Below are 13,107 nucleotides of genomic sequence, written 5' to 3' on the forward strand. Positions count from 1 at the left end.
GTGACACAGTGTCATTTCATCGATGTCCTTATGATATATGACACCGTGTCATAAGTCAAGACCGAATATGACAACCTGTCACATTCGGTCTTGACTTAACTTCTCTATATGAACCAGGATGGACTTGCGCCCCGTCACAACAAGTCCCTCACTGGCAAGCTCCCTCAGAATGAGAGATACGGCTTCTCTTGTGGCACCAATCATATTAGCGAGCTCTTGATGCGTTAAGGGAAGATTAATCCTCTGATATCCATCTGCCTCAGCACCGAACTTCCTGGACAACTTAGAGAGTAAGAACACGATTTTCCCCCTAAGATCCTTCCGTATAATCTGCTCAAGCAGTTCATCCCGCTCCTTCAGTCGGCTGCTAAGCTCGTTCAGAATGGTTACCGATAATTCTGGATACCTAAGTAATAAGTCTTCGAAGGCTTGAGTCTGCACAGAGCAAGTAATTGCGTCCTCGATTACTTCTAAGTACGTTCCATGAGTACCTAGTGCGAAGGATATACTCTCACCGAACATACTTCCCCCGCTAAGTATACCTACGGTATATTGCTTACCGGCAGCATTCGTCTTGTAGACACGGATCTTCCCTTCTATAACAAAAGAAAGCTTGGCACTCTCATTCCCTGGGGCTTGGATAACCGTTCCTGCAGAGTAGGGGCTGAAGTCTGATTCACCGGTTAGTTGGTCAAGCTCCTGCAATACCTTTGGTGATAGTGAGTTGAATAAGGACAAGTTGGATAACAGCATTCGTGTGTTCTTCAATTTCCAATCCTTCCGCTTCTATTCATTTTCTGTGGATGCTGACAAGCTCGCGAGTGCCTTGTCTAATTGAATGGCAATTGATTTGCGGCCTGTGGTAAGTATTCCGTCTCTGGCTAGTTCTCTCAAGGTCAGTGTGACACATTCACGTGCTGCACCAATCATGTTAGACAACTCTTGATGAGAGATGGGGATATGTACATGCGTGCCGTTCGCATCTTCCTCTCCAAGTGGCTTGGACAAGGTTAGCAACAGATGAAGCACTTGCTCTCTTAAGCTGTTCAGGATGAGCTGTTCTAATAATTCATCTCTTTCTTGAATCTTGCTGCTCAACAGCTTGAGGAATTTTATCGCTAACTTAGGCTGGGTAGACAGGAAGTTCTCGAATGATTCCTTGGGTACCGAACAGATCATGGTCTCCTCCATCGTCTCCATGTACACATCTCTTGTCTGTATGGAGTACAAGTCCCCGAATACGTCTCCGGGTCCTAGGAATCCGATAGTGTAGGGATTGCCACCAGAATTGATTTTATATAATCGGACCTTCCCTTGCTTGATGAAATGCAACTCTTGCCTGTTCTGTTCTGGCGATTGAATAGTGGAGCTGCTTGGCAAGGTCAAGGAATGTGTCAGGCTTGCTAATTGTTCAAGACTCCCGAGTTCATCTGCGGACAGTCGTTCGAATAGACGAATATCGTTCAAGCATCTTATGTTAGTGTCTCTCAAGGTCAGCTCATCCCGCTCCATATTACGTTGATTTATGGTTCTAGAATGTACTGTTCCGTTTATTTTATTTAGCAGCCGATCTGTTAGTTTCATTACAGATGCCAATGATGCTCCATTGTAAGATAGAAGTGCGAGGAGATAGGACAAGCTACACTTATACTGGAGGAGATAATAATGTCTGAATATTTAGATGTAATGGGACCGCGTGTATTGCTCTTGACCGATTCGGAGGATAACAAGGAATATAGTGTTATGAAGGCTGAAGTTCCTGCGGGTGTCGTCGTTCCTGTTCACAGTCATGATGACAGAGAGACTTTTGTTGTACTGAGCGGAGAACTTGAAGCTTATCACGGAGATCGATGGGTGAAGGTACCTGCGGGAGAGACACTTGATGTTCCTGAGAATGTTAAGCACGCTTGGCGGAATGCCACGAACGAGACCGTCACATTGTTAGTCGTATCGACTCCAAGAATGGGAGATTTCTTCCTTGAGATAGGTACGCCTGTCAGCAAGCTTCAGCCGGGCTTGCCATCTCCAGAAGCTCTGAATCACTTCGTCAAGGTAGCGATTGAGTATGGATATTGGCTGGGCACACCGGAGGACAACGCTTCGATTGGGATCAGTTTGGGCTAGATCGTTTCGTCCGTAAAAAAAAGCGTATGACCCTTCTATGGGCCATACGCTTTTTTGGGACGATTAAACGATTACTTAACAGCAGCCTTGCTTAAGTTATTATGATCAAGGTCTGTTGGATGATTGAAGATGAAGGCCAGCTGGTAATTACCACGCTTGTATACGACCTTGTTCTGCTTCAGCTTGCCCTATTATCATAGGTATTCTCTACTCTCTTACAACCATTGTTCTATCTCGTTGCCAGAACGCATACCTATAATGTGTTTGCCATGCGCCTGCAGTAAGGGAGATGACCTTCATGACCGTCACCTATAATAAAATGAACGTGGATGGCTTAAGTATCTTTTATCGGGAAGCAGGATGCCCTAGCAATCCGGCAATTATCCTTCTTCATGGCTTCCCCAGCTCCTCTCACATGTTCAGAGACTTAATCCCACGATTATGCGATCGGTATTATGTCATTGCACCCGATTATCCAGGATACGGATATAGCAGTATGCCGCTGGTTACTGACTATGAGTATACCTTCGACAATCTCTCTCTCATGATTGAGAAGCTTATCAACGGACTTGGGGTGTCGAGATTCATCCTGTATGTTCACGATTATGGAGGTCCAATCGGCTTCCGAATAGCGGTTCGCAATCCAACTCGTATTCTAGGATTTGTCATTCAGAATGCCGTGGCAAGCGAGGCTGGTCTCGGACAGCCATTCGACCTCTTCAAGGCTCTGTGGGCTGACCGCAATCGAGCGACAGAGACTGCATTCGCTGAACTGGTCACCCCTGAATTCACCAGGAAGCAGTATCTCTATGGTGCATGCAACCCTACTAGTATTAGTCCGGACGGATATACGTTAGATCAACTATTTTTAGATCGACCGGGCAACAGCAGCATTCAATTAGCATTAGGTTATGATTACCGTAACAATGTAGATCAGTATCCGAACTGGCAGCAATACTTAAGGCTGTATCAACCCCCAATGCTCCTAACATGGGGCAAGAATGATTTTATTTTCACAATTCAAGGAGCGATAGATCTAGCAAGACAGCTGAATGGTGTAGAGATTTACTGGTTATGCGGGGGGCATTTCGTATTAGAGGAGCAGAGCATACAGGTCTCGTTCCTGATCAAGAGCTTTTTCGGACGTGTCTACCCTGCGATGCCTTGGCACCCTTGCTAAGGCATTTCTTTTTGATATAGACCAATAAGCTTCCTGGCAGTTAAGTGGGCCATGTGATGAAGAGCATGGTTCCTTCTATTGCTGCTTCTATTGCTTCCTATGTACTTCATGTGCACAGCCACGTCAGGGTACTTCACCTTCACCTCAGCTAGGATGGCTAGAATGCGCTCTCGTATGAGCTCGTAATGGTGCTTAGAGAGGTGTACTTGTTGAAGGAACTTGGCAATGCGGCTGTAATCGGTATAGATGATCGCGAACTTCGGACGATGAGTCTCTAACGTAATCAGAAGATTCTCTAGGCTGAATATGACAGCTAACAATTCACCGTACACAGAATCCCCAGGATACGGGTACCCTTCTCTCCTCCCTTGCACATAGACCGAACCATCACAGGTGAGGGTGCAAGCGACACCGCATTCATCATGAGCCAGGTGGCCTGAATAATCACAATAGATGGAGACCATACTTGTATTCAATATGTTCTGCCGAAGGCTCGGAGTGGCATAAGCTTGCTTAAGCAGTGCAGGATAGATCGCTTCCACTTCTCTCACCTCACTCACGTCCCTCACGTCCCTCTCAATCTTCATGCTCTTCTCAGACATTAGTATCTCCAACTTCAGGTATGGCAAGTCATTGTGCATGAGCCAAAAAGAGACCTCCCATTATCCTCTAATGGAAGGTCTCTCATGTCCCGGTGCACTTATCTAACCGCCGTCTGTATCGTCTGCACAAGCGGTCTCTGTCCGTTCTTGTCCCGGATATCGAGCTCTCCCTGGGAGGAGAACTTCACAGCAAGCACTGTGCCGGCAGGCTTGCTATTGAGATGAAGGAGGATCGTCTTGCCTCGGTAAGAGGCTGATGTCGCACTGAGTGCAGATCCTCCAGCCGTGAGGGTGAAGAGATTCGTCTGACCGCTCATTCCTTGAACAGGCTCACTTAAGGTTAAGATGAGGAGCGATGACCACGCCTCCGCTGTCAGGATGCGAGGTCTCTCATTGTCTGCATCTGTCCCTTGGAAGCGGAGTTCACCAGCCCCTCCGTCCGTCTGGAGCCTTGCTCCTTGATCATCCGTAATCTGGGCTCCATCGCCTCCATAGGTCAGCTTGTAGGTCTTGCCGGAACGAAGCGGACCTGAAGTGTCAGCCTGCAAGCGAATGATGACGGACATTCGATCATCGGATCGTTCATAATTCGCATAGGAGCCCTTCGTCAGTCGGACACCTGTTCGATCGGTCTCGTTGTTGAGGGAGTACACTTCTTGATCTGCACCTCTGACTGGTTCAGTGAATGAGACCATGAACGTATAGCGGTCTATGGCAGACACGGACTTCAACTTAGGTGCCGCATTCAACTGGTCTGTCCCTTGGAAGGAGACACGGTATGGTTCATTCCCCTCCGTTATGGTCCACTCGTTCCAGCCTGCTGCATCCGTAATGCCTCGATTGAAGGAGAGTCTATAGGACTTGCTGCCTGTGAGCGGCGCATTAAGGTTAAGGGTCACCTGTGTTACGACCTTGCTGCGATCACCTAGCTGATCCGATGCGATGGATACGGCATTCCCATCTGAATCAGTCAGCTTGAATGCCGCGGAGTGCACATTCTTGACGGGCTCGCTGAACTGAACAGTCACGGATGTGCGGTTATCAGCTGAGGCCTTCGTCACATAAGGCTGCCTATTCGGCTCGTTCAGACCGGCGAACCGCTTCTCATTGGCTTGATTCGCTGTGTTCAGCCCAGGAAGGCCTGTAATGCTGGCCAAGTACACATGCCCTTCGCGGAAGAAGACAGGGTTCCCTTCACTGGAGCTTCGCAGCTGTATGCGTACCGCCTTGTCGTCACCTGGCTTCGCGGATACGTATTGACCTATTCCAGATGTGTTCACTGATGCTTGGTTGTCGGATATCAGGTTCAATCGTATTCGCGAGATATCCATGTCTGTCAGGACGCGGCTGAAGACGACATCTACCGTGTTCTGATTCACAACGCCGATGCCTTGGAGCTGGTAAGGAGTGGATGTGTTGGTGCCCGACCCGGTAAGGGAACGGCTAGTGTTCGCAGCAATAGAATTGCCCGCTGCATCCTTAACCCCATTAATCGTTAATGTGTATAACCTTCCCCCAGCAAGGTTCCCGATTGTTAGCGTAACTGTCTTGTCATTGTCGTTGTAGATCGCTCTGGAAGGATTGCCAATCCCTCCATCGATGACGTAATGGCCTTCCCATTCAGCAGAGCCGAAGTCGAGCTTCTCACTGAATACAAGGACAACCTTGTTCGCTGTCACCGTCATGCCAGTGACGGCAGGTGCTGTCTTGTCAACGACAGCGCCGAAGTATAGATTGCTGCGAGCATCCATCGTATTGCCTGCCAGGTCCTGAATGTTGCGGACAGTTAACGTGTACACCTGACCGGACGTCTGCTTATCCGTTACGATCCAGACCGTCTTCTTATCAGAGGATAAGGTTGCACTCTTGACGCCAAGATTGCGATCGAAGCGATAGTTCGCTCTATTCTCTGCGGTATTCTGAAGAATCGCTTCACTGAATACGAGCTCAACTCGAGCATCGGCAAGAATGCGGTAGGACGAGATGACAGGCTTGCTCTCATCCTTGGAGTAGGAGACGTAGGTCCATGTGACATTCCCATTAATAGATAAGAAGTACACGGCATTCGAGGTCTGCTTGTCGGTTGTTATCGTAATTGTCTTGTTCTGATTGCTCAGCTTAGCCGATAGCAGCCGAACACTCTTCGCACCAGCATCCTGCAGCTTGAATTGATCCATGGATACAGATTGGACCGCCTTACGGAGGTCGATCTGAATGGCTGTGCTGGAGATCGCCTTCACAGAGACAATATCAAGTGGTTCATAGTCAGGATTCATGTCCCTGTAGACTTCATAAGCAGCAACGACGAGCAGAGAGCGCAGGGCGTCCACCTTATAGTCCATCTGCTCGGGAATCCATCCCTTGCCAAGGGCAATGCCGACATCCTTCTTCGCCCAGCTGGAGACCTTGCCGTAGACTTGCGAGCTAGTCGAGCCGGAAGCCTTGTATGCTCTGACGAGTACGACGGCAAGCTGCTCGACGCTTACTTCGGCAGTTGGGGAGAATCGGCCGTTACCTACTCCCTCCATGAGATCTGCTCGAGCTATAGCGCCAATCTCGCCATAGGACCAGCGAGCCGCCTTCACATCGTTGAAGGAAGCGCTTCCTCGCCATTCCTGAAGCTTGAATAATCGGAACAGTACCGCGGCGAACTGCTCTCTTGTCATACTCTCATGCAGTCGTGATGAACCATCTGCATAGCCTGTGAATATGCCTCTCTGCACGAGGAAGCTGTACTTCTGCTCTGTCGTTAGGTCTGCAGCTGATACCCATACTGACGGAATGCCTGTGAACAGCAAGACTGCGCATAACAGCATGATACACCGTGCTCGAATGGTAATCCCTCCTCCGAATAGTTGGTCCTCTTCAACCATCTAACGCAGCAGAGATACAGAATGTTTCACTCATACCGAACATTCATAAGTGACGCGTGCCAGCCGTGCAGCCTCCACCATGTGACGGAGTGAAGCTATCGTCTCCTCCCGCCCTCGCGTCTTCAATCCGCAATCAGGATTAATCCAGAACAGCTTCGGATCGAGTACGCGAAGCGCTCGTCCAATCATGCTGCTCATCTCCTCGACGCGCGGTACTCGAGGGCTATGAATATCATAGACGCCAAGGCCGATTCCAAGCTTATACGTGTTCTCCTCGAAGCTCTGGATCAGATCACCATGACTGCGAGAAGTCTCGATGGAGATGACGTCCGCGTCCATTGCTTCAATGGAATGAATCATGTCGTGGAACTCGCAATAACACATATGAGTGTGAACTTGCGTCGTACTCTGAACGGTGCAAGTCGTCATACGGAATGCCTTAACGGCCCATTGCAGGTACTCCGCTTGCTCATTCTCCTTAAGCGGCAGCCCCTCACGGACCGCTGGCTCATCGACTTGGATAATTCCGATACCTGCCCGCTCCAGTGCCTCGACCTCTTGTCTCAGCGCATACGCCAGCTGATAGGCAATCTGTTCCCGCGAGATATCCACACGTACGAATGACCAGTTCATAATTGTAATCGGACCTGTGAGCATACCCTTCACCGGCCGCTTCGTCCTGGACTGGGCATAGACGGTCTCCTTCACGGTCATCGCTTCCTCGAAGGCCACATCCCCGAAGATGATGGGCGGCTTCACACAGCGGGAGCCGTATGACTGCACCCAGCCGCCTTGCGTGAATGCGAATCCGGCCAGCTTCTCCCCGAAGAACTCGACCATATCGGTTCGCTCGAACTCGCCATGTACGAGTACATCCAGTCCAATCTCCTCTTGCAGCTTAATCCATAGATCAATCTGCTCCTCGATATAGGAGGTATATTGCTCCTCGCTCCACTCGCCCTTCCTCCACAGCTGGCGGGCCTTGCGCACCTCCGCAGATTGCGGGAAGCTGCCGATCGTCGTAGTTGGCAGCAGCGGCAGCTGCCACTTGTCTTGCTGGAGGAGCTGTCTCTCGGCATGAGGTATGCTCCTCGCAGGCTCCGTCACAGCTAGCTTAGCTGCAGCTTGCTGAACGCTGATGCGATTGCGATCGTCAGATCGATTCAGAGCATCCAATGCGCGCTCGCACACCTCCAGCTCCTCTGCAACTGTCCCCTCCTCAGCATGGCCTGCCGTGGCGAGCAGAACGAGCTCGCTCAGCTTCTCATCAGCGAAGGCCAGTGCGCCGCGAAGCTCCGTCCCAAGCTTCGTCTCACCTGCGACTGTAACCGGAACATGAAGCAGGCTGCATGAGGTCTGTAGGAACAGACGGTCAGGAGATACCTGCTCTGTTAACTGCTCTACCAGACTAAGCTTGTCCCGCAGCGATGCTCTCCATATGCCGCGGCCATCAATTAGTCCTGCGCCAAGCACCTTGTCTGCTGGGAATCCGAATTCTTCCAAGGAGCGCAGGTTGCCGGTGCAGCCATGCACGAAGTCGAGCCCAATGCCTTGCACAGGAAGCTGGATCACATCAGGGTAATGCTCGACCGATTCGAAGTAGGTCTGAAGCATAATCCGGAGGTCGGGCACGGAAGCAGCAATGGATGTATAGACGAATCTTAGGCGCTCTAAGTCCGCCGCGCTTAGCTTCGTAACGAGAATCGGCTCATCCATCTGAACCCATTGCACACCCTCCTGCTGCAGCTCTTGCAGCACTTGTATGTATAGCGGCAGCAATCTCGCAAGCCAGCCATCCGTCTCTCCTTCCGCATACCCCTTGGACAGCTTCAGGAAGGTTAACGGTCCGACAAGGACTGGCTTGCCGTCGATCCCGAGCTCCTGCTTCGCCTCGCGATACGCTTGCAGAGGCTTGTTCTCCGTCAGCTGAGGCTCAGCCCCGTCCCATTCAGGAACGATATAATGATAATTCGTGTTGAACCACTTCGTCATCTCGCTAGCAGCCGCTTCACTCGTCCCGCGCGCTGCGGCGTAGTAGACGGACAAGGGGACAGGTCCTCTCCCATACCCGAACCGCTTCGGAATGATCCCGAACATGGCGGCTGTATCCAGGATATGATCATAATAACTGAAGTCGCCTACAGCGATGAGGTCAATTCCCTTCTCCTGCTGCTTGCGCAGGTGACTCAGGCGTATATCCTTCAGCTGTTGATGCAGGTCTGATTCCTCCAGCTTACCGGACCAGAACGCTTCCAGCGTTTTTTTCCACTCCCGATGCTCCCCAATTCGCGGATACCCCAGTGTACTGCTCTTCCCCATCACGCAACACTCCTCTATCAGTTGTTACGAGTAAGATATCACGGATAGGGAGGTATAGCGTAACTGAATGTTACTATACCTGGTTATAGCCAATAGCTATAGCAAGTTGCAGCCTAAGCTATAGCTTCCTTCAGAGCTTCAATATAGGCAGCCCCAAGCTTCGATAACGGTATGCTCTTGTGTGAGATCCACCCGACATGAATCAACTCCTCACAATCCAGTGGAACAGGAATAATCTCGTTGCCGTTCAAGTCTGAACTGAGAATGCCTGTAGATATGGTATAGCCGTTCAGTCCGATGAGAAGATTGAATAATGTCGCTCGGTCAGTGACCCGAATGCTCTTGCGATGAGTCAGAGTGCTCAGAATCTCTTCGGAGAAGTGGAATGAATTGTACTCCCCTTGGTCGAAGCTGAGGTAAGGATAATGCTGCAGTTGATCAATGGTCACGACTGATTGCTGAGCCAGGGGATTATTCATCGAGATGAAAATATGCGGCCTAGCCGTGAACAACCGATTAAACGTTAAGTTAGCCGTCTTCAGAAGGTTGTGAATGACCTTGCCGTTGAACTCATTCACATAGATAATGCCGATCTCGCTGCACATCGACTTCACATCGTTAATAATCTCATACGTCTTCGTCTCTCTCAGACTCAGCTCATACTCATCCTGCCCGTATTGCTGAACGAGACTGACGAATGCATTCACCGCGAATGCATAGTGCTGGGTGGATACGGAGAAATGCTGCGGCGAAGGCTTAGCGTTCAAGTACCTGCTCTCGAGCAGCTCGGCTTGCTCCACGACTTGCCTTGCGTAGCTAAGAAATTCGACTCCATCCTTAGAGAGGGAGATACCCTTGTTGGACCGGTCGAATAGAGTAATCTGTAGCTCCTCCTCCAGATCCTTAATGGCGCTGGACAGAGTGGGCTGAGAGATGAACAGCCGCTTCGCCGCTTCGTTAATGGAACCGCGGCTGGCGACCTCTATGATGTATTTCAATTGCTGAAGCGTCAAGGTGAACTCTTCCTCCTTCTGTGTCTACTTCATCGGTCAAGCATGCTCCAGATGCTTCAAGGTCTGCAGGAATACGACCTTAACATGCTCATCGTCCAGGGAATAGTAGACGGTCTTCCCTTCCTTGCGTCGCTTCACCACTCGAACATTGCGCAAGTATCTGAGCTGATGAGAGATGGCCGATTGTGCCATACCGAGCACTTCGCATATATCATGAACACATAATTCTTGGTGAAGCAAGGCATATACAATTCTTACTCGGGTAGGATCGCTGATCGCCTTGAACATGTCTGCAAGATCGGCAGCGCGCTGGTCATCAAGCCGAACCTGATGAAGCTCATGCACAGGCATTTCGGTGCCATGACAGCTATCTTCGCACTGTTCCTCCGCGGCTTTATTCATAGCCGTTTCACTCCTTATTTTTTCGTGACATAAGTATAGCAGAAGGATTGACAGATGTAACGAGTGTAGCATAACATATGAGCAAGTATTCATATATGTCTCGGAAGGAAGATGAGCCATGAAGGAGTATCGGATTCAAGGTCTTAGCTGCGGCCATTGTGCGCTGAAGATAGAGGATCAGCTTAAGCGTCTCGAATACGGGCAGGATACGAAGCTCAGCTACGCATCTGCGAAGCTGACCCTGGACCCTCGCGTCAATCTGGCCAAGGTAGAGCAGATTCTGCATTCGGACGGAGCGTCCCTCATCCCTCCTGCACCTGAGGCTAAGACGGACGGACATGGACATTCTCATGGACATGAACATGGTCATCCGCACGAACATTCCCACGCACATGGGCACGAGCATGAGCACGGACATCAGCATGCTGGCAATCGGCGGACGATTCAGCTGCTCCTCCTATCGGTTGTGCTCTATGCAGCTGCACTCATCGGGGAAGGGACGTTAAGCGAGCCCGCTACCATCCTGCTCTACTTGTCAGCGACGGCCATTAGCGGCTATACGACATTCATCCGCGGACTTCGCAACCTCGTTAAGCTCAGCTTCAACATGGATACGCTGATGACGATCGCGCTCATCGGCGCAGTTGCCATAGGCGAATGGAAGGAAGCGACCCTCGTTGCCCTGTTGTTCGGAGTGAATGAGCTGCTCGAAGGCTATGGCATGGAGAGAGCGCGTCGGTCGATGGAATCGCTGCTCAAGGTTGCTCCCAGAGAAGCGCTTAGAGTGATTAATGGTCGTGAAGAAGTTGTTCCAATCGCTTCCCTATCCTCAGGAGACTTGGTCAAGGTCAAGCCGGGCGAGCAGATTCCTTCAGACGGGTACGTCGTAGAGGGCAGAAGCTCGGTTAATGAGGCCGCTATTACCGGAGAGTCCCTTCCAGCAGAGAAGGCTGCCGGTGAGACTGTGCTTGGTGGGAGCTTGAATAATGAAGGCGTGCTGCTCGTACACATTACGAAGGCATATAAGGATTCCTCGTTAGCTCGAATCTTGCATCTGGTTGAGGAGGCGCAGGAGACGAAGACGAGGACGGAGCTGTTTATTCATTCTTTTGCGAAGGTGTATACTCCGATCATTATGATTGTGGCCGCGCTGGTCACGCTGATACCTCCCCTGCTGCTTGGGCAGGAGTGGATGACCTGGGTGTATCAGGGCTTGTCGGTGCTTATCGTTGGATGTCCATGTGCGCTTATCCTGTCCTCTCCTATCGCGATCGTATCCGGCATTACGCGAAGTGCCAGGAACGGGATTCTCGTGAAGGGCGGCGTATTCCTGGAGCAATTGGGAGCTATTGATATCTTGGCGTTCGACAAGACCGGGACGCTGACCAAGGGCGAGCCGCATGTGGTTCGAACCGAGGTGTGGGACGACGAGAGATTCCTGAAGGTTGCTGGAGCGCTAGAGTCAACATCCTCTCATCCACTCGCCGGAGCGATTGTGAAGCATGTGAATCAACTTGGCGCCAGTTATCCTAAGGCAGTGGATATACGATCAGTGGCTGGAAGCGGGATGCATGGCATCGTTGAGGGGAAGCCGTACTGGCTTGGCAATGAGCATAGCTTGCAGCACCTAAGTATTCCGCAGGAGCAGCAAGCTAAGATCGACGCGTACAAGGAGCAGGGACTGACGATTGTGCTGGTGGCGGACGACATTCATATTCTTGGCATGTTCGGCATCGCTGACGAGATTAGGGAGGAGAGCCGGGATGTGATTGCGGCTCTGCATCGACTAGGAATCAAGGAGACTGTCATGGTTACCGGTGATCATGCCAAGACGGCGGAGAGAGTCGCTGCCGCCGTAGGAGTAACCCGGCATTACAGCGGTCTGCTGCCTGAGGATAAGGTAGCGGTCATTCAACAGCTGTCGAAGCGGGGACGCGTCGCAATGATTGGCGATGGAATGAATGATACTCCGGCACTCGCTGCAGCCGAGCTCGGCATAGCGATGGGCAAGGGCACGGACAGTGCGATGGAGACCGCAGACATTGTACTCATGCAGGACCACCTCGGGAAGCTGCCTGAGGCCATCTCAACCGCAAGGCTCGTCAATCGGATCATTCGCTTCAATATCGGAGTCTCCCTCGGACTCAAGGTCATTGCACTATTGCTCACGATACCAGGATGGCTGACTCTATGGATCGCCATCCTCTCGGATATGGGAGCGACGGTCTTCGTTACCTTAATCAGCTTAACCATTCTAATGGACGGGAGCCGCTTGAAGAGACCTAAGCATCTTTAGCTTAGGTCTTTTTGCTGGTGTAATTGGACTAATTCCCTTAACAGCCTGTTCTGTTCGATGTGCAAGTCCTTCAATTGCTCTACTTCACGAACTAGCATCTCCTGCTGCCTCTGAAGCTTGCTATTGGATGTACTAATCTCAACGGATGAAGAATGAATGACAGAATGATTAATGGCAGCCTGAATAATACCGTATAGAATGATACATCCAATAACTGTAGTGATTAGCCATATGAAAATTGCAAGCATATGGATCCCTCCCTCCTTACAATCTTATTGAAGATGATGACATGGGAACG

At 50.7% G+C, this 13,107-nt stretch carries 11 protein-coding genes; 3 read left to right on the forward strand and 8 right to left on the reverse strand.

Translation table 11 applies throughout. From position 1 onward, the window contains the following. Positions 1 to 78: 78 nt before the first annotated feature. Together ACFO9Q_RS19615 and ACFO9Q_RS19620 are read right to left on the reverse strand one after the other, a co-directional pair. Positions 79 to 768, reverse strand: a complete 690-nt coding sequence (locus ACFO9Q_RS19615; RefSeq protein WP_379185268.1) for a Crp/Fnr family transcriptional regulator — start codon at positions 766 to 768, stop codon at positions 79 to 81. A gap of 18 nt (positions 769 to 786) precedes the next feature. Then, positions 787 to 1,491, reverse strand: a complete 705-nt coding sequence (locus ACFO9Q_RS19620) for a Crp/Fnr family transcriptional regulator (RefSeq protein ID WP_379185269.1) — start codon at positions 1,489 to 1,491, stop codon at positions 787 to 789. 174 nt (positions 1,492 to 1,665) lie between these two features. On the opposite strand from ACFO9Q_RS19620, the gene ACFO9Q_RS19625 reads away from it, so the two are divergent. Beyond that, the gene (locus ACFO9Q_RS19625) at positions 1,666 to 2,124 is read left to right on the forward strand and encodes a cupin domain-containing protein (protein ID WP_379185270.1); all 459 of its coding nucleotides are present in this window, start codon (positions 1,666 to 1,668) and stop codon (positions 2,122 to 2,124) included. 298 nt (positions 2,125 to 2,422) lie between these two features. Next, positions 2,423 to 3,304 carry an alpha/beta fold hydrolase gene (locus ACFO9Q_RS19630; protein ID WP_379185271.1) on the forward strand — a complete coding sequence of 294 codons (882 nt, stop codon included), beginning with the start codon at positions 2,423 to 2,425 and terminating at the stop codon, positions 3,302 to 3,304. On the opposite strand, the gene ACFO9Q_RS19635 is transcribed toward ACFO9Q_RS19630, so the two are convergent. The 5 genes from ACFO9Q_RS19635 to ACFO9Q_RS19655 all read right to left on the reverse strand — a co-directional run bounded on the left by ACFO9Q_RS19635 (position 3,301) and on the right by ACFO9Q_RS19655 (position 10,513). Next, the gene (locus ACFO9Q_RS19635; protein WP_379185272.1) at positions 3,301 to 3,906 is read right to left on the reverse strand and encodes a hypothetical protein; all 606 of its coding nucleotides are present in this window, start codon (positions 3,904 to 3,906) and stop codon (positions 3,301 to 3,303) included. The two genes, ACFO9Q_RS19630 and ACFO9Q_RS19635, sit on opposite strands and share 4 nt — an antisense overlap. Positions 3,907 to 4,004: 98 nt before the next feature. Next, positions 4,005 to 6,722, reverse strand: coding sequence for an Ig-like domain-containing protein (locus tag ACFO9Q_RS19640; RefSeq protein WP_379185273.1), 2,718 nt, complete (start codon positions 6,720 to 6,722; stop codon positions 4,005 to 4,007). Positions 6,723 to 6,809: 87 nt separating this feature from the next. Then, complete coding sequence (gene metE / locus ACFO9Q_RS19645; protein WP_379185274.1) at positions 6,810 to 9,098, reverse strand: 5-methyltetrahydropteroyltriglutamate--homocysteine S-methyltransferase; 2,289 nt, start codon at positions 9,096 to 9,098, stop codon at positions 6,810 to 6,812. A 113-nt stretch (positions 9,099 to 9,211) separates the two neighbouring features. Continuing rightward, positions 9,212 to 10,111: a LysR family transcriptional regulator gene (locus ACFO9Q_RS19650; RefSeq protein ID WP_379185275.1), complete on the reverse strand. Its 900-nt coding sequence runs from the start codon at positions 10,109 to 10,111 to the stop codon at positions 9,212 to 9,214. Between the two features lie 36 nt (positions 10,112 to 10,147). After that, positions 10,148 to 10,513 carry an ArsR/SmtB family transcription factor gene (locus ACFO9Q_RS19655; RefSeq protein WP_379185276.1) on the reverse strand — a complete coding sequence of 122 codons (366 nt, stop codon included), beginning with the start codon at positions 10,511 to 10,513 and terminating at the stop codon, positions 10,148 to 10,150. Between the two features lie 118 nt (positions 10,514 to 10,631). Between ACFO9Q_RS19655 and ACFO9Q_RS19660 the strand changes: the two genes are divergently transcribed. Next, positions 10,632 to 12,809: a heavy metal translocating P-type ATPase gene (locus ACFO9Q_RS19660; RefSeq protein ID WP_379185277.1), complete on the forward strand. Its 2,178-nt coding sequence runs from the start codon at positions 10,632 to 10,634 to the stop codon at positions 12,807 to 12,809. Here ACFO9Q_RS19660 and ACFO9Q_RS19665 read toward each other — a convergent pair. Continuing rightward, a complete protein-coding gene (locus tag ACFO9Q_RS19665) occupies positions 12,806 to 13,057 on the reverse strand; it encodes a hypothetical protein (RefSeq protein WP_379185278.1) in 252 nt (83 codons plus the stop codon). The two genes, ACFO9Q_RS19660 and ACFO9Q_RS19665, sit on opposite strands and share 4 nt — an antisense overlap. Positions 13,058 to 13,107 lie beyond the last annotated feature (50 nt).

The organism is Paenibacillus sp. GCM10023252 (assembly GCF_042653305.1).
In the GTDB taxonomy this organism is placed as follows: domain Bacteria; phylum Bacillota; class Bacilli; order Paenibacillales; family Paenibacillaceae; genus Pristimantibacillus.

Coding starts and splice junctions, on each gene's coding strand:
- ACFO9Q_RS19625 (WP_379185270.1), top strand. CDS start 1,666: ATGTCTGAATATTTAGATGTAATGGGACCGCGTGTATTGCTCTTGACC.
- ACFO9Q_RS19630 (WP_379185271.1), top strand. CDS start 2,423: ATGACCGTCACCTATAATAAAATGAACGTGGATGGCTTAAGTATCTTT.
- ACFO9Q_RS19635 (WP_379185272.1), bottom strand. CDS start 3,906: ATGTCTGAGAAGAGCATGAAGATTGAGAGGGACGTGAGGGACGTGAGT.
- ACFO9Q_RS19640 (WP_379185273.1), bottom strand. CDS start 6,722: ATGCTGTTATGCGCAGTCTTGCTGTTCACAGGCATTCCGTCAGTATGG.
- metE (WP_379185274.1), bottom strand. CDS start 9,098: ATGGGGAAGAGCAGTACACTGGGGTATCCGCGAATTGGGGAGCATCGG.
- ACFO9Q_RS19655 (WP_379185276.1), bottom strand. CDS start 10,513: ATGAATAAAGCCGCGGAGGAACAGTGCGAAGATAGCTGTCATGGCACC.
- ACFO9Q_RS19660 (WP_379185277.1), top strand. CDS start 10,632: ATGAAGGAGTATCGGATTCAAGGTCTTAGCTGCGGCCATTGTGCGCTG.
- ACFO9Q_RS19665 (WP_379185278.1), bottom strand. CDS start 13,057: ATGCTTGCAATTTTCATATGGCTAATCACTACAGTTATTGGATGTATC.